We start from the raw sequence: 22925 nt of genomic DNA on the forward strand, positions 1-22925 counted from the left end.
TGTTGGATTTAAAATGCCGGTTTAACGTAAGGTATGCATTCATCAGGTAATCTTAATTGATTATCATTTTAAGATGAGGTAGGTGTCAATTTTACACCTGTGGCATATTTAACTAAAACTTATTGCTGACTTTTGTGGTAGTGTATTTAAGTCATTCACTATATGAAAATAGTTATCATAGGCGGTGGATTTGCCGGTTTAAAACTGGCCCGCGAATTAAATAACAAAAAGGGGTTTGATATTATGTTGCTTGATAAAGTGACATTTCACCAGTTTCAGCCGCTTTTTTACCAGGTTGCTACAGCCAGCCTCGAGGCCAGCAATATATCGTTCCCGCTGCGTAAGGTATTTCATAACAGCAAAAATGTACGCATACGTTTTGCCGAGGTTGAAGAAATAAAGCCCGAAATAAATACCGTAGTAACCGATGTCTGTAACTTCGAGTACGATTTGCTGGTGCTGGCAACGGGTACGCAAACCAACTTTTTTGGTAACCAGCAAATACAGTCGCACGCCTTCCCGATGAAAACCACTTTTGAGGCATTGCGGCTAATGAACCGCATCATTAATAATTTTGAAGATGCGCTTGAGGTGAATGATGAGGCGGAGAGAAGCCGTATAATGAGTATTGCGATAGTTGGAGCCGGACCAACGGGTGTAGAGCTTGCCGGTGCCTTGGCCGAAATGCGCAAGAATGTACTCCCGAAGGACTATCCGGAGCTTAACTGGGATTTAATGCACATTTACCTGATCGACCATAATAAAAATCCGCTTTCGGCCATGAGCGAAAAGTCAAGCAACGAGGCGAGGCAATACCTGCAGGATATGGGCATTATACTTAAACTCGGGGCCGGTGTTGAGGAGTTTGATGGCGAGCGGATAGTAGAGGATGATGGCGAGATCATCAATGTAAAAACAGTGATATGGGCGGCCGGCGTGCGCGGTAATTTGCCTGAAGGCATCCCACCGGAAAATGTGGCCCGGGGCAACCGTGTAAAGGTCGACCGTTTTAACAAAGTGATTGGCTCCGGTAACATTTATGCCATCGGCGATATTGCCTACATGGAGACTGATCTGTACCCAAATGGTCACCCGCAGCTCGCCAGTGTAGCCGGTGATCAAGGCGAGCACCTGGCAAAAAACCTGATCAGGCAGGCGGCGGGTGATCCGCCCGTGCCTTTTGAGTTTGATAATAAAGGTGTAATGGCTACCATCGGTAAACGAAAGGCGGTGGTTGATCTGGAAAAGCCTAAAATTCACTTTAAGGGCCGCATTGCCTGGTTAATATGGATGTTTTTACATTTAATGCTGATATTAGGCATCAAAAATAAATTGCAGATATTCATCAACTGGGCTTACAAATATTTCACATCTGACCAAAGCCTGCGCCTGGCGCAACGCATACGTGGCAAGGGTGAGGAGTTGCAGATATTCAGGCCGCCCAATCACGCTTCAGTTAATAAGGTATAATGGAATTAGGCATAAGCACTTTTGGCGAAGTTACGCCAGATAATAAAGCAGGCGGTGCGGTAAACGCCCACCTGCGCGTACAGCAATTGCTGGAAGAAGTAAAACTGGCCGACGAGGTTGGCCTGGATGTATTTGCTTTTGGCGAACACCACAGGCCCGACTTTGTCATATCATCACCCGAAGTTTTTATGGCTGCCGCGGCATCCATCACTAAAAATATAAAATTAACCAGTTCGGTAACGGTACTCAGTTCAGTTGACCCTGTAAGGGCTTTTCAGAACTTTGCTACGATTGACCTGATTTCCGGCGGCAGGGCAGAGATTATTGCCGGGCGGGGATCGTTCATTGAATCATTCCCGCTGTTCGGTTTCGACCTGGACGATTATAACGAACTGTTCAGCGAGAAGCTGGACATGCTGCTTAAAATAAGCGAAAGTGAAAAGCTGAACTGGGAAGGTAAGTTCAGGGCGCCTGTAAAAGGGCAGGGCGTTTACCCGAGGCCTTTACAGCAAAAACTACCGGTGTGGATAGGGGTTGGCGGCACACCGGCCTCGGCAAAGCGCGCTGGTGCGTTAGGCTTGCCCATGATTATTGCGATATTAGGCAGCTCGCCCAGGCATTTTGTGAGTTTTGTCGAGTTATATCGCGAATCGGCAGAAAAGGCGGGGCATGATGTAAGCAAACTGCAATTGGGTATCAGCTCGCAGTTTTACGTAGCCGACACCACACAGCAAGCGCAAAATGAATTCTATCCATCATATGAGGCATTAATGAATCGTGTGGGCAGAGATCGTGGCTGGTCGGCCATGACGCGTGAATCATTCAATTACCTGCGCGAGGAAGGCCCGCTTGTGGTGGGTGATACGCAACATGCTGTTGAAAAGATACTGGAGCAATATGAGTTGTTTGGCAATACCCGTTTCCTGGCGCAACTGGTAACCGGGCATACGCCACATGCCCAAATACTACGGAATATTGAGCTTTACGGCACTAAAGTAGCGCCGGAGGTACGAAAACATATTGCCGGGTCTCGGTCTTAGCAAATATTATTTCCTTCAGCCGGGTTGTCTACGCTTTCCATTCCAATCTCGTTAGATGATAAGCGGTATTTAGCAACCAGTTCGTCGAACTTTGAACGCAGCATGGTGTCAATGTTCAGGTCAGGGTCTAACCGGAGCGAGTGAACGCAGAGCGTTTCGTTGGTTTGCTTATTGTAATAGCGGTAATGTATTTGATCTGAATCCATACTAAAGCAACGTTTTGGGTTGTAAAAAGTTCATCACATACATATTACATGCTGCAAACAAAATATGTAATCGCTGTTATTATTTTTGCGCCTCGCCTATGAATACTGATAACAACAAGCCCACTTTAACGCCCGCGCTTACCTGGCTTATGGCCATCGGGGCAGGGGTAGTAGTGGCTAATAATTATTACAATCAACCGCTGCTTGGCAAAATAGCGGCTGAATTTAAAGTTACCGAAGCCAAAGCCAGCCTGATTGCCATGCTTACGCAAATAGGTTACGCTACGGGCTTGCTGCTTATTATTCCGTTGGGCGATATGCTCAGGCGTAAAAAGCTTATTTTGTTCGATTTTATATTTATCGTAATAGCTTTGCTGGCTGCAGGTTGGGCCCGGAGCATCAATATGCTTATGGTCGCGAGTTTTTTCATCGGGTTAACGTCGGTAGTACCGCAGTTGTTTGTGCCGTTGGCCGCCCAGCTGGCTAAGCCCGAAGAAAGCGGTAAGGCCATTGGTACGGTAATGAGTGGTTTACTGGTTGGGGTTTTAACATCACGCACTATAAGCGGGTTTGTAGGCGAGCACTTCGGCTGGCGGTCTATATTTTTTATCGCTGCGGGTCTGATGGTACTGTTGTGGATAGCGTTATATATAAAGCTGCCTGATCTTCGTCCGCAATTTAAAGGTACCTATGGGTCGTTAATGCGGTCTGTGGTATATCTGGCAAAAACGGAACCGGCTTTACGCCTGGCCGCGGCCCGCGGTATGCTGGGTTTTGCGAGCTTTAGCGCGTTTTGGACCACGCTGGTATTCCTGCTTGAAGGGCCGCCATTTTTTAAGGGGGCTGATGTTAGCGGCGCCTTTGGTATAATTGGTGCCGGTGGGGCTATAGCTGCTTCGGTAGTTGGGCGTTTGAGTGATAAAATGAAGCGTTCGCTCATTATTACCGCTACCTTAATTATGATGGTTGCCGCATGGGGAATGTTCGGCGTTTATGGCTACTACTTTGCCGGGTTAATAATAGGGGTGATTTTGCTTGACCTGGGTTTGCAGGCTATGCATATCGTTAACCAAACCATCATATTCGCTTTACACCCCGAGGCACGAAACAGGCTCAATACTGTTTATATGGTATGCTATTTTATCGGTGGGGCGATGGGTACCTGGCTGGGCGGCATCTGCTGGCAAAGCTGGGGATGGATGGGGGTATCTGCTTTAGGCGGGGCGCTTGTTATATGCGCCTTACTGTTACAAGTAGTATTTGGCAGAGAAGAATAGTAAATAACAACACTTTGCCGGGCACCGCCCCTGCACTGTTTTAAAACTGAGTACAGGGCGGTAAGTGACAAAATCAGCCTAACAAATCAAAAACAGGTTTTGCCGTTTTTTGAATGTTGTGTTTTTTACTGTAGAGCATAATCCCAATGGTTAATACTGCAATACAGATTGACAGAGTAGCGGCGATTATAGCATGAGTGATTGGAAACGCCGCTCTGGCTGATGACCCAGTTAAAAATAATCCAAGATCCGGAATAAGCAGGCCTAATAACGGGAAGCTTAAAAAAATTCTGAATTTTACAATATCTTCCATAAACAGATGTTTTTGTTATTACTTTACAAATATATATACTTAATTGTTGAGAATTAAATAAAAAATAAAACAAAATGAAAAAAAGGGTTATTTCACCGCCTCATACACAGTGATTTATATTTTTTACAAGATAGCAGGCAATAATTGATACTTTAGCAGTATAATCTTATATATTATAAACCATGTCGAAAAATTTAATTTTAGGTTTACGAACAGCGATTTACAAAGTGCCTGACCTCGAGGCGGCAAAAAATTGGTATGCACAGGTCTTTAATACGCAGCCATATTTCGACGAAGTATTCTACGTTGGCTTTAATATAGGCGGTTACGAACTTGGTTTGCAGCCTGACGAGCGCAAGGTAGGCGATAATACCGTAATATATTGGGGTGTTGAAAATGCAGAGGGCGCTTATGCAGATTTTTTAGCCGCTGGTGCCACTTCGTTTGAAGAACCGCAAAACGTGGGCGGCGATATTGTTGTTGCTACGGTTAAAGATCCCTGGGGCAATGTTATCGGACTAATTTATAATCCGCATTTTAAAGCCGTGTAAAACGGTTATTTGAAGCGGATATCAAACTTGCCTGTCACCTTATATAGCGTAGCATTTTTACCTGTATCTGATGCCAGGTAAGTTACAAACGTTCCTTTTGCGGCAACGTCATCTTTATTATTAGTGTATTTTTTTAGCGAAAGCTTACCTAAATCCATTTCATGGGCTGATTGGCTCAGGGTAAAACTTGAAGCTGCCTTTGTATTTTCGTTGGCAAATAAAAATTGGCTGCCTTCAACTTTAGTGCTCGATTTGTTTGCGGCTTCACCCAGGCCGCTTATTCCGAAGCTCATGCTGTGAATATCGTTTATAGCGGTGATGCCGAAGTATTTATTGCCCGCTGTATCTACCCTTACAAAGGCAATACTGTCCTCCTCGGCGTTAAAAACGTATGTGCTATCATTAAAAGTAATGCTCAGTTCGCCGGTAGTAGCAATAAAGCTGCCCGATGAGGATGAAAGCGCTGTGCTATCTTTATCATTTGTAAAGCCTTGCAAATCCTCGTCCTTACGGCATGAGGTAAAAACTGCCGAGAGGAGCATTGCAAGCATAAAAAATAAAAAAGTAAACTTTTTTGTTCCCATCCGGACAGATTATAGTTAAATGTACGCATTAATTATTCACAAAATCAATAGCAAAAAGGCAGCCATATGAGTATTTAACATATTTTAACTAATGAAAAAACTTTTTAACTCGCCGTCTAACAAGCTAAATAAAATAATCTTTGTAAAATTCTTTATTATTAAAGAAATATCTGTATATTTGTATTGTTCTTAATAAAACCTTTCCATGCCATGCCTGTAAAATTTAATTCATCTTCAGCCTTTCAACAAAGGGTTGATGCCTATTTTGACCAGTTTAATGTTCATGATAAACAATCAGCCAATAAAACAGATGTGCCTACGTTTTGCGGCTTGCTATTGTTCCTAGGTTTTAACAGCCGCGAAGAATTTATGAGTTACGAACAAAGCGGCCGGTTTTGTTTGATTGCCAAACGAGCCAGGTTGAAAATAGAAGCCGAATATGAAAAACGCCTGCATCAATCGTCCTCAACCGGGGCGGTATTTGCTTTGCGTACAATGGGTTGGGGAGGCGATCAGCCGTTGGGTTCTATCAGCATAAGTCAGCCGGTGCTGCAAATAGAAATCCAGGGTACAGGGTTTACACCTGCGGAAAGCGAAAATTTAGTTGATCTAACATAAACAAATGCCAAAAGGCATATTTTGCATAATGCTTACATCTGTATTATTTGATTTGAATTATAAAGCCACCGATGCTGTTGTTGTCAATCAGGGTGGTACATCTTCAGGCAAAACCTTCGCTATATTACAGGTATTATTTTGTTTGGCTTGCGAAACAGGTGGGTTGGTGATAACCGTTTGCGGGCAGGATATGCCTAACTTAAAAGCCGGTGCCGTGCGTGACGCGCTCGCTATCTACAACTCCAGTTTGCCTTTAAACGCGGCGGTTAAAATGTACAATAAGAGCGACCGTTTTTTTGAATTCATAAACGGCAGCATCATCGAGTTTAGGAGTTACGACAGTGCCCAGGATGCGAAGTCGGGTAAACGGGATTATTTGTTTGTTAATGAAGCCAACGGCATCAGTTGGGATGTATATAACGAGTTAGCGCTCCGCACCAAAAAGCGCGTTTTTTTGGACTATAACCCCAATATTGAGTTTTGGGTTCACAATAAACTGCTTGGGCGGGATGGTGTGCAGCTCATCATATCTGATCACCGGCATAACCCCTTTATTGAGGACAGCGTCCGCCAAAAGATAGAGGCATTAAGGCATATTGACGAAGGACTTTGGAAAGTATATGCACGCGGCCTTACCGGTAAAATAAGCGGGTTGGTATTTAATAACTGGCGGGTTTGCGAAGCTATTCCGCATAATGCCAGGCTGATTGCAACCGGCCTCGACTTTGGATTTACCAATGACCCTACGGCTTGCCTGCAGGTATACCGGCAAAATGGTGAACTATGGGTGCATGAGCTGTTTTACGAACCTGCGTTAACCAACACCGACATTGCAGCAAAGTTAAAGCAATACGGATTAAACTTTAACCATGAAGTAGTTGCCGATAGTGCCGAGCCTAAATCCATAGAAGAGCTTCGGCGCATGGGCTGGCTCATCAGCGCGGCAAAAAAGGGGCCTGACAGTGTAGCCAATTCTATTGATATTTTGCAGCGGTACAAGATAAATATTACCCGGGCAAGCACCAATTTACGTAACGAGCTTGGCCGCTATAAATGGAAAACCGATAAAGCCGGCCGGTCTGTTAACCAACCGGTTGACGCCTGGAACCACCTGGTAGACGCGTTGCGCTACGTAGCGCTGAACAAACTTGGTGTAAATACTAACGGAGCGGTACGGTCAAAGCTGCCCGTGCGCAATACATCTACGGGTACCAACCCATTGCTTGCCGGCATTTTATAACGCATAAACTAAATTATATGATCAATAAAACAGTAAGGACCCATAGCGGCAGGCTGAACATTACCATGCCTGAAAGTTTGGATGAAATAACATTAGGGCAGATGATCGCCCTACAATCGGCAGAAAATTTAGGCGATGCAGAAGCGATCAGTATACTATCGGGCATTCCGGGTGATGAACTCAAGCAAATTAAAGACGCGGCTGAACTATCTATCTTCAGTGAGCAAATATCAAAACTGGCCTTTGCTATAAAAAATCTATATAACAGTGACGATCTGCCCAAATCAGTTACATTAAATATTGACGGAATTAACAAGCAGGTTAAGGTAATCAACGATCTGGCTATGGAGCCGGCCGGCGCTTACTGGGCTGCACGTGATGTTATAGCTGATGAAATAGCCGCTCACATAAAAAAATATGGTGAAGAAAACTGGCAGGCGAGTTTCAACCCCTCGTTACAGGTATGCAGCAAACTGCTGGCACAATATTTTTATTGCAGGGCTACAGACAAATCTTATAACGAATACAATGCCGCAGCATTTATCGACGTAATAAACAGCATGAGGGTAACGGAGGCGCTGCCCATTTCAAAACATTTTTTTACCTCTTATCCGCACTTTTCGAAACCGAAAACCGGCTTCTGGCATCAGTTCCGTCAGCTTTGGAAAAACGTGCAGGCATACAGGCGTTTGAAAAATTTAAGCATGTTAACACCATAAACGCGCTTTCGGGAGGTGATATTACCAGGTGGGATATCATTCTGAACCTGCCGTATGAACGGGTGCTTACCAAACTGCTGCTCAATAAAACCGAAGCCGAATACCAGCGCCGCTACACCGAGATGCTGCAGGCCAGCAAATCTTAAATTTATAAATCAAACCTAAAAATTATGCCTATCCGCAATCAAATCGAAGCCATCGTGCAAAGTCTTGACGGTGCACCGGGTTTTATATACGGTACCGCCAACGAGCTTAATACCCTGGCTGATTCTGCCACCTTTCCATGCATTTTTATGTACCCTTTGGATGGTGTTGAACTATCGCCGCAGGTAAACGGTAAGGTTGATAATATTTTCAACTTAACAATCGAGTTCCTGTTCCAAACTGATTTTGGCGAGTATACGGCCGATAACGAACGTTACGTAGCTGACGCGCTTGCCATGGCCTCGCAATTCATTCAAAAAGCGGCCGCATATCGATCGGGCAGCCGGCGCTACTTCAAAATTAAAACCGGCGATAAAGCCCGTTGCCGCCCGGTGTATAACAAGTTTAATGTAAACACAACCGGCGTAGTGCTCAGTATTGCGCTTGCCGCAACCAACTCTTAATAAATTACAATGGCTATTATCGCAAAAATTGATGTTACCAATTACACCTATACCTATCCCGATTATAATGGGGGAGAAACAGCTTATGCCGATGTGTTTATACGATTGACGGACTCGGTAACAGGCGCGCCGGTTAATGGCAATAACACCGTTGTTTATTATAACGAGATAGAGGGCGGTGGCTATAGTACGTATTCAGTAACCATACCCGGGCAAAGCATGCTTATTTTCAGCGGCATGATCAGTGATATGCGGTATGATTATACGGGTGTTTTGATATCCTCATACAGCAAAAGCTTTGCTATACAATCTGTAGTGCCCGGAATTGAACCATCTAACCCTGTAACGTGCGACCTAAAGATCAACTATGTCAGCATCACCAAATTAGAAAGCGCTCCTGGCTCTGCCGACGGGCAAATAACCGTAAATGCTGCATCAAGCTTTGGCCCCCTTGGGTATAGTATTGATGGTGGCGATACCTACCAGCTATCACCTGTGTTCAACGGTTTGCGTGGCGGGGCGGTACAGGTAACCGTTCAGGACCGTAACCCGCTGGGCTGTACACAGCAAACCACCATCCAGTTACCTGTTCAAACCGGCTTGCTCGTTGATGACCCGTCGGTAACTGTAGGTAACAACACTTCACGCTGGAACGCCGCCTTTAATCCGGTAGTATTTACCTATCAGCGTCGAGATTTTGACGTCACGAAAATTGATAGCTACAACACGCGCGACGAAGGAATAAAGGCGAGGCTTTACGTTAACGGCGATGTAAGCAGGGCACAAAAAGGTGATCCGATTTATTTAAATGCAGGTTTATACAAGGGCGTATTTAAGGTTCTCGATATAATTAGTGGCAGGTTGATTATTGACAGCCCTTATAAAATTAACCAAACCGGTTTTGTGAATATCAACAGCGTGCGCCCTTACTACAAAATGGAAACGCGTATCACCTATCAGGATGCGGACACCGGGCAGGAGCAAACCATTGCGGCCACTCACCGTCCGGATAGTACCGGTTTAACCCGCGCTGATATTTCGACCTTTTTACAAAGCTTGCTGAAAGTTGCAGATAGCAATAATTACACGCAGGTAAACCATCGCGACAACAACCTGAGCGCCAGTTACAGCATAGCGTATGACGAAGTTTGGGATGGTAAATATGCAAATTCCGCTCAGCAGAAATTTACTGCCGTTGCAGGCAACTACTACGTGCTTTACGCGGCTAAACAACTGGGCGAAAAGCATGGCGGTAACCTGGCCGCTTACGTGCCATTCCGGTCAGTTTCCGGGCCATCGCTTAGGGCAAAGTGGGTAACTGATTTTGAAGAACCTGCCCACAGTAATGGTTACCCTTTTGATATCGGTTTTATTTATAGTGAAGACTTATTAGGGCGGCAATTGTTTTGTGAGCTAAACATGCTTGATATTAACCGGAAGCCTTTGCCGGGCGCTTTGCAAAACCAGTACCTGTTGAACGAAAACGGCTCGTGGCTGCTTAACCAGGATAGTAGTAAACTGGTTATAAGCAAGCAAACGGCGGGAGATATTTCTGTACCGGCGCAGTTAGGGCTTAACCGATTGCTTATTAACCAGCAGTTTCCGCAGGAGGCGCATTACATCACTATTGCCCTGAAATACGCCGATGATAACGGGCAGCAAAAAACAGTTACCCAGGTACAAACCATCCGTATGGATAAGGCAATTAATGAGAACTCGGTTTACCTGCGCTGGATCGGTCTTACAGGTTGCTGGAATTATTACCGCTTTGTCTATAATCAAGAAGTATCACTGGATGTGCAGAACGCTGTCATTATCAAAAATTATGTGCACGACTGGGAAAACCAGCAGGGTATTGAGGAAGTGATCAGCAAAAGCGCGGGGCAAAAAGTAAAGGTTATGGCTGAGGATTTGTCGGTTAACGATATAAAAGGTTTGCAATCTATCAAGTACTCGCCAAAGGTTCAGCTATTAGTAAACCGAAACCCGGTTAAATGGCAAACGGTTATTGTGAATACGGCTACTTATGCCGAGTACGAAACACGAAATGGGCAGGCACCATTCAGCATTACCTTTAATATGCCGGCCATCAATATTCAGGCGCAATAAATATAGTATAACATGCAGCTTTTTATAAACGATCAGTTGGTTGATCTGGCCGACGATACCACCATTGCCCTTACCTTTCAAATTAACAACCTGGGCGAAGTGAAAAATCAGCAGGGCAATACCTCAAACCAGTTCAAATTGCCTTTAACACAGCGCAACCGCAGGGTATTGGGCTTTCCGGATGATGTGGCTTTCAATACTGGTGCCCTTTACAAACGTTACAGCGCCAAACTGTTGCGGGATGGCTTGGAGATCATTCCATATGGTATTGCTGAACTTAATAGCGTGGATAATGATACGGCCAACTTAACCGTACTGTCGGGCAACGTTGATTTTTTTGACGCCCTGGGCGGAAAAATTTATGAGATGGGCGATAGTACCAGCCCCTACGGAAAACAGCAGCTTTGGAAGGCGTATGACCATACCTGGAATTTACAGAATGTTGTAGCCTCACAGCAAAAAAAAGAAGGCTGGATCTATCCCATAGTGGATTATGGCAATCTTAAATATAACCCTGCCGGCGGCGAGCACGAAGTGAACGTGCGCAGCTTACGCCCGGGTTTCTTTGTAAAAACCGCCGTTGACATCCTAGTACGCTCAACCGGTTACCGGGCAGATGGCTCTTTGCTCGCTGATACGCTATACGACAGGTTGATTTGCCAGTTCAGTAACAGCAAATGGGAGCACGGTACCGATTATCAAAATCAACGTAATGATTTGAGTGTGGCCGTGTCAATGGCATCTAATTTCGACAGAACTCATCCAACGGTAAAGAATAATAAAGGTACCGTTGAATTCACCCGCATTGACGGCGACGATAGCCAGCAATTTAAAAACCGAAGTACATTTATCGCTAATGAGAATATGAAGGTAGATGTGGCGTTTTTAATTCCGGAATTTGTTTTTAAAGGTGTATTCGGGAGTAAAAACAGGCCAACTTTCAAGTTTATTTTGCGGATAAATCGCAGTGGTAGTGAACAAATATTACAGGAACTACGATTTGATTTGACATCTGATTACACCATTATTCGTGATAGTGTTTTCAGGACTTACTATCAGCGCACTTTTAAAAATCAAAGCTTAATAACTGAAGTTGTTCTAAACAAGGGAAACGGCTTGCGCATAGATTATGAGTTTTTTGATGACGTTCCGTCGGAATTTAGTTTAAAACAAGGCGCTTCGCTTGCCATAACACCCATTAAGCAGGATGTACAATTTGGCCAGTCCGTACAATGTGAGCGTATACTGCCTGATTTGAGTCAGAAGGATTTTTTGAAGGATGTGCTGCAGCGCTTCGGTATTATCTGTCAAACCAACGCAGTTGAGCGTACCATTGTGTTTTCAAGCTTGCGCGATATTGTGAAGAATATTCCTAAGGCTAAGGACTGGACGGCTAAATGCCTCGATCAGGGCAAGCAGATAAGCTACCAGTTGGGTAACTACGCGCAGGTAAATTATATGCAGTTTGAGGAGGATGATGCTATACCGCTAAACTACGGCGGGGCGCAGCTAAATATAGATGATGCTTCGCTGCCTGCTTCGGCCGAGTTATTTAAATCGCCGTTCGCGCCTAGCTTAACCACTCCCTATATTGGCGGACAAATTACGCAGATCAGAATGACGGAGCAGGATAGTGATGATTTTAGCATCGAAGTTGCGCCACGTTTACTGATTAACGAGACACGGCTGGTAAGCGATGCCACGCCAATAAAGTTTATTGACGGTGATGGTAATAGTATAACCCTGAAAAACGACAAAATAAGCGTACCTTATTTTTACAAGGATGGTGCGCCCGATCACTTATGTTACGCAGATATGTTTGATGGTAACATCATACACGCTGGTATAAAAACCCGGTACTATGCAGAACTTGAAAAAGTGCTGCAACAAACCAAAAAGGTAGTTCGATATTTTATGCTTACCCCACGTGATATATTGGAGCTTAACCTGCTCATCCCTATTTACCTGCAGCAGGACAGCGCTTATTACTACATCAATAAAATTGATAGCTGGCGTAAGGGACAGCCTACGAAGGTTGAGCTGATAAGACTTTAATGCTAATTATATTAGTTTTTATGAGTAACATTTTTATGTTTATCACGTAAAAAATAATCATTTTTAAACTGATGAAAAAAATACTCCTTATACTGCTTATCACACTTATAAACTCCCCGGCTTTTTGCCAAAGCAAGGCTGACTCGGTTGAAATAGCTAAAATGCTTAATATTGATAAACTGGCTAAACGGCCCGACCGGTATTTTTTGGCCCGGTACCTTACCGCACGCTTGAAGAAACCGTTGGTGAGGAATATGTGGTTTTGCCGCTTGACTCTGGAATGAAAGAGTTGGGTTACACTTACATAAAGGCTCAAGGATCAAAAAAGAGGCTTTACAGTAATGATATTGAAGGAAAGGTACTTGTGTTAAAAAGTGTGAATAAAGATAGCGCTTATTTTGCCGGTAATGATGGCAATAATTACGTAGCGGTTATTAAGCATGACCGCACCATTTTAAGCATAATTCCTGTAGCTGAATATAAAATAGCCCAAAAATTATATCTCAACAAAACCTTATGGATGAAGTGGCCGGTGATTAATTTTGGGAGTTATGATAACATACTGGCCATCAAATTAAAAAGAGTGCAATTTGAGCCTGTTAAAGTAATTGATATAAAATACGGAACATTGGCATCGCACCCAATAGTATTCATTTTGCAAACTGTAGATGGATCAATAGGTTCAACCGAATGTGGAGTTAGTATTACTAATATTAACACTTCAATCGCTGCTTTTGAAAACCGTTTTTATACCAAAGACCCGAAGCTAATTTACAAATACACACCGGCTACATGGGCTAACCTGAAAAAAGACAAGGTAGTTATAGGCATGACGGAGGAGCAGGTATTATTAATTCGTGAAGACCAGGATGAGGTGAACAAGGTAGTTGTTGGTGGCAAGTATACAAGGATTAGATCTACAGAACCCAAATATCATTCATATCTGTTTTTAAATGGTAGGGTTACCATGGTGAAGGAGTAGTAATATTTATTAATCGCTACTGAATAAAAAATAAATTAATTATGCCATTTGGCATATAAAACATACATAACATGGCAAACTTTTATAACATTGAAGATCAGTTAAAAGCACAGCAGCAGGCCGTTGATGAATTGAAAAATTCATTAACTGAAGTTATAAGTATATACCCTAAATTCGCTCAAGGTTTTGAAGCCGGGTTATCCGCCCTTGGCGAGAAATTACCTGAAGTTGTTGAGTCGATAAAAGACCTCAATGCACAAAACAGGGAACTTGTTGCATCGGGCCAAAAGCCGCAAAGCGTTTTAAAACAACTGGCCTCGTCATTACTTTCATGGAATAGCGTTATATCAGTTGGCATCACACTGCTTAGCGTATACGGAAAGGAGATTTTAAGCTGGGTATCATCCTTATTAAAGGGTGAGCAGCGTTTAACGGCTTACGGCAAAGCGCTCAAGGATAGCCGCATTGTAATGGGGGCGTTAATTGAAGTACAAAAGCGCGGTAATTTATCGGCCCAGGATGAGTTGATTAAACTACGCTTACTTTACAACGCCACGCAGGATGTTACCCTAGGCATGACCGAGCGAAAGAAAGCGGTTAATGCCCTGCAGGAAAAATATCCGGCTTATTTTAATAACGTTAAGGATGAGGTTATTTTAGCAGGGCAGGCTAAAGGCCAGTATGATCAGCTTGCCCAATCCATCATTGCCACGGCCAGGGCACGTGCTGCCGAAAATTTGATGGTAAATAATGAGCAACGTAAACTAACCAATGAAACACGCGCCGGTAAACTTAACGAGGAGCTAAAAGCACAAAAGCAGCAGTTAGAGGCGGCCCGTAAGCATCAAAAAGAATTGGATAAGGTGCCTATGCAAGTTTCAAGTATGGGTGTGCCTGCTTCTGCAAATGGTTCTTTTGGTTATATTGAAATAAATGAGCTTGAGGAAAAAGTAAAGCGTACACAAAAAAGTATTGCTGATTTAAGTACGGATACTACGCTGTTAAACAAGCAGAACGGCGTACTGATTAAAGCGGTCGAAGATGATGTAAAAAAATATGGTGTTAGCCTATTGATAGATACCAAGAAAAATAACGCTGCTATTAATAACTCGTACCGTACCACTATTAAGGAGCAGGATGATCTATTCAGATTGGCCAGCCAGGAGCGGCTTGAGGAAATAGCCGGGCAAACCATACAAACGTTAAAAAGCTATGAGGAGCAAATAAAAACGGCCGAGGTTTATTTTAATAAATTAAGGGCCGGACATGCAAAAAGTAAAAAAGATCTTGCGCAGATTGATACGGAACAAGCCAAAACGCTGAAAGCTATCAGTAACAAATTTCAGCAGGAAGATGTGGCGCAACTACAGCGTTATGAAGACGAGCTGAAGCAACTGAAACTGGATAACATTGACGATGTTACCGCCCGTGAGCAAGCCCGGCTGACGCAGGAAACTGAGGATCGGAATAAGCAGTATCAGAAGGAATATAAAGTTCTCGCTGAGAGAATAGATTTTCGGGAAAAAGCCCTTGATAATGATAAATTGAGTTTTGATCAAATTCAAAATTTAAATGAAACAATAGCTCAAGAGAAGAAACTCCTTGAAGACATGGCCGCCTGGAAAGAGCAGTTTGATACCAGGCAGCAGCAAAAGCAAAACGCGCTTAACCAACAAAATGCCCAGCCCGACAAAAGCCAGGAAGAGCAGGATAAACTCCGGAATGCCATTACTGAAAACGAGCAGAATGGCAAACATTTACAAGCGTTACTACTACAGCAGCAATTGCTTGATTTGCAGCACCAGCAGGCTGTAACAGCGGCCCAAAAACGTGGGGAGTCGGTTGAAAAAATTGAGGCGGATTATGCCGCTAAACGCACCGTGCTCGAGCAGGATTTGGTTAGCGCGAAACTGCATGCAGGCGATAAGCTGATTGACGGAATACTCAAAAATTCAAAAAAGGATTCGGCCATATTTAAAGCTGCCTTTGTGGCCAAAAAAGCCACCGCTGTTGGCGATATTATTATTAGTACGCGAAAAGCTATTATGGAATCGTTACAAGCCTATTCGGGCATTCCGTTTATTGGCCAGGCTTTGGGTATAGCTCAGGCGGCATTTATGGCGGCGCAGGGTGCTACTTCTATTGCCGATATTGTGAAGCAGAAACCGGGGTATGCCCGTGGTGGCCGCTTTATGTCTGACGGGCGGGGGGCGCTACTATCCGGCTATAGCCGTACAGATGACACCAATGCCTATCTGCGTTCGGGTGAGGCGGTAGTAGTTTCAGAAGCCATGCGTAACCCCTGGGCCCGTAACCTGGTAAGCGCTATTAATGTAGCCTATGGCGGGCGCGATTTTTCGACGGGCAATGCCTCGCCCGCTTATGCGCTTGGCGGTGTTTATACCGATGGCGGCAATGCCGGGCGTTATTACAGCCAGCCGGTTAACGATGTTAAGGAAATGGCTAATACGCTGGCCTATCAAATTATAAATAACTTTCCGCCCGTATATGTTGATGTTAAGGATATCAACACACAGCAAAGCATCCTTGCCCGAACGGTTGACCGTGTTAACCTGTAGTTTTTAAACATTGTTTGCCAATATCATTTTCGCTAATTATATTTACCAAAAAAATTAGCAAAATGAACCGCCTGATTTGTACGATAATTTTATCATTAAATTTATCTTTATGTTTTGGCCAGCAAGAAAACGCCGAAAAACTGACCGAAGAGCAACGTACCTATATCGGCCCGTTTCGATACCGTACTTTAAAAGAAACTATTGGCGAAACATACGTGGTATTGCCGTTGAATGTAGATGATATGAGTCGTGGTTATCCTTTTTTAGCTAATGTAACTACCGGCGAAGAACGAGCTAAAGCAACCACAGCAGGCAAGCATTTGAAACTTATATCAATTGATGATGATTTTAATTATGGAAATTTTGTTGATAGTGCAGGGATAAAATATAAGTCAGCAATCTCGACTTTAAAGTCCTTTAACAACATGTCGCCTTTAAAAGATATTGAAAATGCTAGTAAATTATTTCTTAACAAAAGTTTGTGGATCAATTTTAAATTTTTAAAAATAGGTAATCCTTATAATCGCAAGGATGTTTTGGTTAGAATTGATAGCGTACGGTTTGAGCATGTTATAGTTATAAATGTTTCACCGAGTTTAAATAACGATGCCCCTGTATTACTTACAATTAAAACTGATAAAGGCATTGTAGGGCATAGCGTTGTTGATGTGAGTGGAACTAATACAATGCGAGATCCCGTAAATTATTTCAAAAACAAATTTTTCACCAAAGACCCTCAAACCATTTACAAATACCCGGCTACCGTATGGAAAAACATCAAAGCCGGCAAAGTAACTCTCGGTATGACGGAGGAACAGGTAACGCTGATAAAAGGCGACCCGGAACGTGTTAACGTAGTAAAAACAGCTGGCAAGGTATATCGGGATATGATCTACATGGAACCTAAATACCAATCGTACCTCTTGCTTAACGGAAAAGTAACTTTGATAAAGTAAAGTAACTAACCAACAAAGGGATTTTTATTTGTTTAAAATATGCTAAATGGCATAATTAACATATTAATATGAACATTCAAACCGCTAACTCACTTTACCAAACCGGCGTACTTACAACGCTATTTAAATCCGGGCTAATCAGTGCCAAAGTATTTACCTATCGCGAGATCTATTTATGGGTACATGCACAGGTAAAAACACGCGGCATCAGCCTGAACAAAGCGGTGTTGGAGGCCGAAGTGAAATTTGACAAAGCCGAACGTACCGTATGGCGAGCGCTCAACACCTTTACGGAGGAATAGCTGAAAACCGCTCCTAAATCCTCCCCAATGGAGAGGACTTTATTTTATAGCCCTCCCTTTGGGAGGGTTGGGTGGGTACTGCCATACTAATGGCACCATTACATCAATAATTTCTTGCGATATTTGTGTTGTCGAATCGCCTGAACAGGCAACACAATAAATACCTACTGCCAAACTAAAGGCACCAATAAGGCGAAATTAAATCCTGAAATTTGTAATAACGTTTCGCCTCTGATAACGAGGTCATCCAAAAACCTGGATGACCGATAACCCAAATAAGATCCGGACAACCGCTGATTGCGGTTTTAGAGATTACTGTTTAAACCGACAGTTTCAGGAATGCCGTACCGGCATCAGGCTTTTTTCAGCCGCGCATCATGCTTTGATGACAAATAACCAAACTAAAATGAAAATATACTTATATGATAACGAAACGGATAGCATAGGCTCGGGCAGCCTGTCGTCCGCCCACATTAAAACCCAGTTAGATGTTGCCGCGGGTGCCGATGTGGATGTACATATCAGTTCGGCAGGTGGCAGCGCGTTTGATGCCATCGCCATTTACGATATGCTGAAGAAGTACCCCGGCACAGTAACGGTCTATATTGATGCTTTGGCCGCCTCGGCAGCATCAGTGGTAGCCATGGCCGGCGATACGGTGGTGATGGGTAAATACGCCTTACTGATGATCCACAAACCCATGGTTGGCAGCGGCGGTAACGCTGATGAACTGCTGAAAGATGTACAGATGCTGAATGTGGTACAGGAACGCCTGGCGCAGATCTATATGGATAGATCGGGCCTGGACGGTGTTACGATTAACAGCCTGATAAACGCCGTTACCTGGATGGCTGCCGATCAGGCCCTTAGCTTGGGTTTTATTGACCGGGTGGATGATTATAGCGCGCCCATCACCAACAGCCTGCACATTAAACAATTCGCCTCAACCGCGCCTGCGGTATATCAACGCTGCATCAACAAAATACTAAACACAAATACAAACATGAACACGGAGAACAAGGAGCTTATCGAAAAAACGGCTACGGTATTGGATAAGATTATGAATTTCTTTAAACGGGTGGTAAACAAGCATACCATAACCGACAAATGTACCCTGCATCACGAGGGGGAACTGGCCGAGGGCAGCGAGGTTTACCAGGATGAGGAAATGCACCAACCCGCCGGTACCGACATTTACACCACAGCGAACGGCAAAAAACTAAAGGTAACTGATGGCTTGGTTGAGCAAATTGAACAACCGGCACAAACAGAACCCGATGAAGAACCATCGCCGGAAAAACAGAAACAAAAACTTCCGGCTAAAAAGATGGAGGTGGAGAACCGTATCCAGGAACTTAAAGCCCGGCTGCACGCCCAAAATGCCTTGCTTACCGAAGCCCGCGCTGCTTTAGAAACCGCCAATACAAAACTCAGTAAAACAACCGAACAGGTGCGTAACGAGATTCGTTCGGATTTTATGCCTGTAGGCTCCAAACGAAGCGCGAAAGCTAAAACGGAAGAAGTGCCGTTTTTCACTCCGCAGAGCGAACTTGCGCGCACCGCTGTTAAAAAGGCAGTGCAGGATAAAACTACAGCCCCCTAACCCCCTAAAGGGGAAACTCTTGCTCATCAATAAAACCTTATCATCTATATTATTATAACCTATCAATATTCCTAACGCCCCTTTAGAGATTGGGGTACTTCAAATTAACAAATGGCTCAATTTACATTTACAAACAACACCTATGCCGGCGAAGCGCTGGCGGGTTTTATGGCAAGCACGCTGCTAGAGGCCGACTCGGTAAAGCGCGGGCTGTTAACAGTAATTAACGACGTTAAATCGCGCAAGATCATCCTTGATGTTGATGATGACGTAAAACTGCAGGACCCATCGGGTATGTTTAACGATCAGGGTACCACGGCCTCGCAAACAGAAAGTTACCTTGACCCGGTGATCTATGAATTTATGAAACAGGAGCAATGGGACAACCTGGTACAATCATGGGAAGCCCAAAGGCTTAGTCCGGGTGCTTTCAGCGATTACGAAGGCGTTGTCGACCTGTCGGATTTTATGGTTCAACGTTACTTAACCAAAATACAAATTGCTAACGAGCGTTTGTACTGGCTGGGCAAGGGCGCAACCAAAGAGGCTACCTTCACTGCACCATTCATCGGTTTGTTGCCAAGCATCGCGGCAGCGTCAGGCGTGTATAAGGTTGGTTTAAGTAAACCGTCAACCTCAATGGCAGCTACGGCAATTGATGCCTCGGGTGTGGTAACCGTATCAAGCACCGTTACTTTGGCTGATGGCGATGTGGTTACTGTAACCGCGGTTACAGGCAGCAGCAAGGATACTACCAATGGTACCACCGGCGCGCCCAATGTTCAGGGGCAATCGTACTTTATCAAAGTGCTGAGCGCTACTACCTTTAAGCTGATGCGTAACTTTAACGAAATTAACACCCGCAAGCCTGCCACCTTTACCGGTACAGCTACCGCGGCAACCGTAAGCTACATTAATGCCAGCAACGTATTAACTGTTTTAGGCGAGGTATATGCACAGCTTGACCCTGCCGACCGCAGTCAGGACGATTTTAACCTGCAGGTACCGTTACACATAGGCTACGCTTATGCACAGGCACAGGCAGATAAAGCGGTGAACGTATTGAATGCCTTTACCGATAAAAAGAAAATGGACTACCTGGGCATTCCGTTGCAACTGATGAACCACTGGCAGGCTAATACTATTTTAGGGGCGCGTGCGTCAAACCTTTTCCTGGGTGTTGATTTGCTGGGCGATGCTTCAGAGCTTTCAACCGTTTACATGAAACCTTACACTAATGATAACGTGGTTCGCATGAAAGCCCGCATGAAGGCGGCCGTTAACTTCAAGTTCGCTAACGAACTTTTCTACCTGGGCGCGTAACCAAACGCGCACTAACCGAAGCGGATCGTAATGATCCGGCCTGTCGGTATTGTTCTCTCAAAAATCTAATTCATAAAAAACAAGTATGTCGATTTATAATAAAATAAACGCGGGCTTTGCCCTGGGCGCAAGTGAGCCTGTAACCGCCGGTGTTGAGGATGTAATATACATTTTTAACGAGGATGAAATTACGCTGACCTATAGCACCACCAACCCACTGATAGTAACTGGCCTTACTGCCGTGGCAACCGCCAAAGTTTACAAGTTTGAAGGTACTAATAACAGCTTTAATGCTACCTCAAAACTGGCCAAAACACAGGTAGGTCCCCGCTATACCGAGGAGATTGATTTCAACGTGGCCGGCCTGTCGGTTGAAATAAAAGCGCAGCTACAAGCCATGGGTTATGGCAGGGTACGTGCTATTGTGGTAAATAACTACAAAGCCAGTGATTCGGCTGTAGAGTTGTATGGCGCGGTAAATGGCCTGGTACTAACCGAGGCTGAGCGTAACGCTGCTGACGAGGCGCTTGATGGCGGTTACAAAGTAAAACTGAGTAATCCGGAAAAGCTGAAGGAGCCTTATCCGCCGCGTGCCGTATCTATCGCGCCGCAATCAGGCACGGCTACCTATGCCAGCACCATCGCCGCGATTGAAGAATTAGTGGCCTAACCCTATCCTGATGGCTTAAACACATCATTGCCCCGGCCTTTAAATAACCTTATCATCTAACGGGGCCATCAGCATCAATAGCCGCGGGCAATGATCTTAATTATTTTAATAAATGAGTACACCCAAAAAATATGTGTTAAAGCCTGGCAAGCATCAGTTTGCACCCGGCGAAACGGCGGCTCATACCAATGATAACTTAACCGATGAGCAGGCGGAATGGTACCTCAACCGGTATCCGCATATCGCATCGTTATTTGTTAAAGCCGAAGTGAAGGTAAAGGCATCTGGCAAAGAAAAAACACTTAAAAAGCAAAGCGGTGATTTGCAGCGGGAGGGTGGCGAATGAAAACGTATCTCCCGCAAATAGAGCGCCGTATACTGGTAAGGCCCAATCAAACTTTCGGCATTCTTAATTTTGATATTGATAATGCCTATCCGCAACGGATGCTTGAACTGGTAGCGGCATCGCCCACGGCAAAGGATTGCTGGAATAAAAGAGCGAAGTTTATAGCCGGTGTGGGTTTTGAAGAGGCTAAACTGGGTAAGCAGATTATCAACAGCAAGGGGTTAACCCTGGCTAAGCTTTTAAAAGCTGTTGCTACCGATAAAGCCTTGTTTACCGGCTTTGGTATTCATGTAAATTATAACGCCAATTTTAAAATATGCACGGTAAACTATGTAAAGTTTGAGGATATCCGCATGGGCGATACAGATAATGTGGATACTGCAGACAAGTATGCTGTGTATAACGATTGGGGACGAAAGACCTGGAAGCATATATCGCGCAGCAAAGTGATCTTTTTTGACAGGTATAACCCTGACCCTGAAGTAATAAAACAGCAGGTATCAGCAGCCGGAGGCTGGGAGCAATACAAGGGCCAGTTATTTTATTTTAATCCGCAGATTGATGATTATCCGCTGATAGAAGCTGATAGTGTTTGGGAGGATTTTGAGACAGAGGCCGGTATAAAGGCTTTTAACAACCGCGAGGTTACAACCGGTTTTCTGCCGTCAACCATGCTGTTCATGCCGGCCCGTCGCGAGGAAGCGGATAATAGCGGCGGCGTAGGGGAGAGTAACAATTCTCCATCGCAGTTGGAAAAAGACCTGGGTACGTTTCAGGGTGCTAAGAGTGCCCAAAAGATCATTGTAATAGAATACGAGGACGAAAAATCAAAGCCCGAGTTTCAACCCTACTCCATCCAGAATAACGACAAGCTTTTTGAAAGCACGGAGCGCTCAGTTGAGGCGCGTATTATCAAAGGTTTTTCGGTACCAAAGGAGCTGGTCAACCCTGAAAAATCATCAGGCCTGAGCAATGGCGGCGAAAAAAAAGAAGCCATACGTGAATTTAATGACAACACCGCGCCCGACAGGGCAGAGATAACCGAGGTACTGGAGGAATTATTCAGCCATTATCATAAACCTTTAAACCCATCAGGAAACTGGAATATAGTACCTGTACCTGCCAATGTAGCCGAAGATAGTATTGGTGTAAAGGCCGGTTCCGCCATTAACCAGTTATTACTTGCGCAGTTGCCTGCAGAAAGCAAAATAGCCACCCTCATACACGCTTACGGCTTTAAACAGGCTGAGGCAAAGGCCATGGTGCAGGGGTTGATATAACTTGTCAATAATTATTTGCGGATCGGTTTAACTGATTACCTCTATTCATTAATCGACGCTTACTCAAGCGCCGTCATTTTATCACCAATTACAT

The 22925-nt window shown here is 44.3% G+C and carries 24 protein-coding genes; 21 read left to right on the top strand and 3 right to left on the bottom strand.

Annotated elements, in window-relative coordinates:
* The first annotated feature begins 162 nt into the window (after nucleotides 1–162).
* Together ABD960_RS02755 and ABD960_RS02760 are read left to right on the top strand one after the other, a co-directional pair.
* The gene (locus ABD960_RS02755; protein ID WP_345329351.1) at nucleotides 163–1470 is read left to right on the top strand and encodes an NAD(P)/FAD-dependent oxidoreductase; all 1308 of its coding nucleotides are present in this window, start codon (nucleotides 163–165) and stop codon (nucleotides 1468–1470) included.
* Entirely contained in the window at nucleotides 1470–2510 is a 1041-nt protein-coding gene (locus ABD960_RS02760; protein ID WP_345329352.1) for an LLM class flavin-dependent oxidoreductase, read from the top strand. The genes ABD960_RS02755 and ABD960_RS02760 overlap by 1 nt, the downstream gene beginning before the upstream one ends.
* Here ABD960_RS02760 and ABD960_RS02765 read toward each other — a convergent pair.
* Complete coding sequence (locus tag ABD960_RS02765) at nucleotides 2507–2716, bottom strand: hypothetical protein (protein WP_345329353.1); 210 nt, start codon at nucleotides 2714–2716, stop codon at nucleotides 2507–2509. The two genes, ABD960_RS02760 and ABD960_RS02765, sit on opposite strands and share 4 nt — an antisense overlap.
* A gap of 98 nt (nucleotides 2717–2814) precedes the next feature.
* On the opposite strand from ABD960_RS02765, the gene ABD960_RS02770 reads away from it, so the two are divergent.
* The gene (locus tag ABD960_RS02770) at nucleotides 2815–3993 is read left to right on the top strand and encodes an MFS transporter (protein ID WP_345329354.1); all 1179 of its coding nucleotides are present in this window, start codon (nucleotides 2815–2817) and stop codon (nucleotides 3991–3993) included.
* 73 nt (nucleotides 3994–4066) lie between these two features.
* On the opposite strand, the gene ABD960_RS02775 is transcribed toward ABD960_RS02770, so the two are convergent.
* Nucleotides 4067–4306: a hypothetical protein gene (locus tag ABD960_RS02775; protein ID WP_345329355.1), complete on the bottom strand. Its 240-nt coding sequence runs from the start codon at nucleotides 4304–4306 to the stop codon at nucleotides 4067–4069.
* Between the two features lie 182 nt (nucleotides 4307–4488).
* Here ABD960_RS02775 and ABD960_RS02780 point away from each other — a divergent pair, with 182 nt between their 5' ends.
* Nucleotides 4489–4857: a VOC family protein gene (locus ABD960_RS02780; protein ID WP_345329356.1), complete on the top strand. Its 369-nt coding sequence runs from the start codon at nucleotides 4489–4491 to the stop codon at nucleotides 4855–4857.
* Nucleotides 4858–4862: 5 nt separating this feature from the next.
* Here ABD960_RS02780 and ABD960_RS02785 read toward each other — a convergent pair whose 3' ends face one another.
* A complete protein-coding gene (locus tag ABD960_RS02785) occupies nucleotides 4863–5441 on the bottom strand; it encodes a hypothetical protein (protein WP_345329357.1) in 579 nt (192 codons plus the stop codon).
* A gap of 210 nt (nucleotides 5442–5651) precedes the next feature.
* On the opposite strand from ABD960_RS02785, the gene ABD960_RS02790 reads away from it, so the two are divergent.
* The 17 genes from ABD960_RS02790 to ABD960_RS02870 all read left to right on the top strand — a co-directional run bounded on the left by ABD960_RS02790 (nucleotide 5652) and on the right by ABD960_RS02870 (nucleotide 22831).
* Nucleotides 5652–6059 (top strand): terminase small subunit, encoded by a 408-nt coding sequence (locus ABD960_RS02790; protein ID WP_345329358.1) that lies wholly within the window; start codon nucleotides 5652–5654, stop codon nucleotides 6057–6059.
* A 28-nt stretch (nucleotides 6060–6087) separates the two neighbouring features.
* Nucleotides 6088–7299, top strand: coding sequence for a PBSX family phage terminase large subunit (locus ABD960_RS02795; RefSeq protein ID WP_345329359.1), 1212 nt, complete (start codon nucleotides 6088–6090; stop codon nucleotides 7297–7299).
* Nucleotides 7300–7316: 17 nt separating this feature from the next.
* Nucleotides 7317–8018 (top strand): hypothetical protein, encoded by a 702-nt coding sequence (locus ABD960_RS02800; protein WP_345329360.1) that lies wholly within the window; start codon nucleotides 7317–7319, stop codon nucleotides 8016–8018.
* A complete protein-coding gene (locus ABD960_RS02805) occupies nucleotides 7961–8164 on the top strand; it encodes a hypothetical protein (protein WP_345329361.1) in 204 nt (67 codons plus the stop codon). The genes ABD960_RS02800 and ABD960_RS02805 overlap by 58 nt, the downstream gene beginning before the upstream one ends.
* Nucleotides 8165–8188: 24 nt before the next feature.
* Complete coding sequence (locus ABD960_RS02810; RefSeq protein WP_345329362.1) at nucleotides 8189–8626, top strand: hypothetical protein; 438 nt, start codon at nucleotides 8189–8191, stop codon at nucleotides 8624–8626.
* A 9-nt stretch (nucleotides 8627–8635) separates the two neighbouring features.
* Nucleotides 8636–10735, top strand: a complete 2100-nt coding sequence (locus ABD960_RS02815; protein ID WP_345329363.1) for a hypothetical protein — start codon at nucleotides 8636–8638, stop codon at nucleotides 10733–10735.
* 12 nt (nucleotides 10736–10747) lie between these two features.
* Nucleotides 10748–12790: a hypothetical protein gene (locus ABD960_RS02820; protein ID WP_345329364.1), complete on the top strand. Its 2043-nt coding sequence runs from the start codon at nucleotides 10748–10750 to the stop codon at nucleotides 12788–12790.
* Nucleotides 12791–12861: 71 nt separating this feature from the next.
* A complete protein-coding gene (locus ABD960_RS02825) occupies nucleotides 12862–13074 on the top strand; it encodes a hypothetical protein (RefSeq protein WP_345329365.1) in 213 nt (70 codons plus the stop codon).
* Nucleotides 13071–13772, top strand: a complete 702-nt coding sequence (locus tag ABD960_RS02830; protein WP_345329366.1) for a hypothetical protein — start codon at nucleotides 13071–13073, stop codon at nucleotides 13770–13772. Before ABD960_RS02825 ends, ABD960_RS02830 begins: the two co-directional genes overlap by 4 nt.
* A 71-nt stretch (nucleotides 13773–13843) precedes the next feature.
* Nucleotides 13844–16351, top strand: coding sequence for a coiled-coil domain-containing protein (locus ABD960_RS02835; RefSeq protein ID WP_345329367.1), 2508 nt, complete (start codon nucleotides 13844–13846; stop codon nucleotides 16349–16351).
* 215 nt (nucleotides 16352–16566) lie between these two features.
* Nucleotides 16567–17307, top strand: coding sequence for a hypothetical protein (locus ABD960_RS02840; RefSeq protein ID WP_345329368.1), 741 nt, complete (start codon nucleotides 16567–16569; stop codon nucleotides 17305–17307).
* Between the two features lie 68 nt (nucleotides 17308–17375).
* Nucleotides 17376–17609 (top strand): hypothetical protein, encoded by a 234-nt coding sequence (locus ABD960_RS02845; protein ID WP_345329369.1) that lies wholly within the window; start codon nucleotides 17376–17378, stop codon nucleotides 17607–17609.
* Between the two features lie 406 nt (nucleotides 17610–18015).
* Nucleotides 18016–19212 carry a head maturation protease, ClpP-related gene (locus ABD960_RS02850; protein ID WP_345329370.1) on the top strand — a complete coding sequence of 399 codons (1197 nt, stop codon included), beginning with the start codon at nucleotides 18016–18018 and terminating at the stop codon, nucleotides 19210–19212.
* 111 nt (nucleotides 19213–19323) lie between these two features.
* On the top strand, nucleotides 19324–20535 hold the full coding sequence (locus ABD960_RS02855; RefSeq protein ID WP_345329371.1) for a hypothetical protein: 1212 nt from the start codon (nucleotides 19324–19326) through the stop codon (nucleotides 20533–20535).
* 85 nt (nucleotides 20536–20620) lie between these two features.
* Nucleotides 20621–21205: a hypothetical protein gene (locus ABD960_RS02860; RefSeq protein WP_345329372.1), complete on the top strand. Its 585-nt coding sequence runs from the start codon at nucleotides 20621–20623 to the stop codon at nucleotides 21203–21205.
* 112 nt (nucleotides 21206–21317) lie between these two features.
* Nucleotides 21318–21551: a hypothetical protein gene (locus tag ABD960_RS02865; protein WP_345329373.1), complete on the top strand. Its 234-nt coding sequence runs from the start codon at nucleotides 21318–21320 to the stop codon at nucleotides 21549–21551.
* The gene (locus ABD960_RS02870) at nucleotides 21548–22831 is read left to right on the top strand and encodes a hypothetical protein (RefSeq protein WP_345329374.1); all 1284 of its coding nucleotides are present in this window, start codon (nucleotides 21548–21550) and stop codon (nucleotides 22829–22831) included. Before ABD960_RS02865 ends, ABD960_RS02870 begins: the two co-directional genes overlap by 4 nt.
* The last annotated feature ends 94 nt before the right edge of the window (nucleotides 22832–22925 follow it).

Origin of the sequence: Mucilaginibacter defluvii, assembly GCF_039543225.1 — a bacterium.
In the GTDB taxonomy this organism is placed as follows: Bacteria; Bacteroidota; Bacteroidia; order Sphingobacteriales; family Sphingobacteriaceae; genus Mucilaginibacter; species Mucilaginibacter defluvii.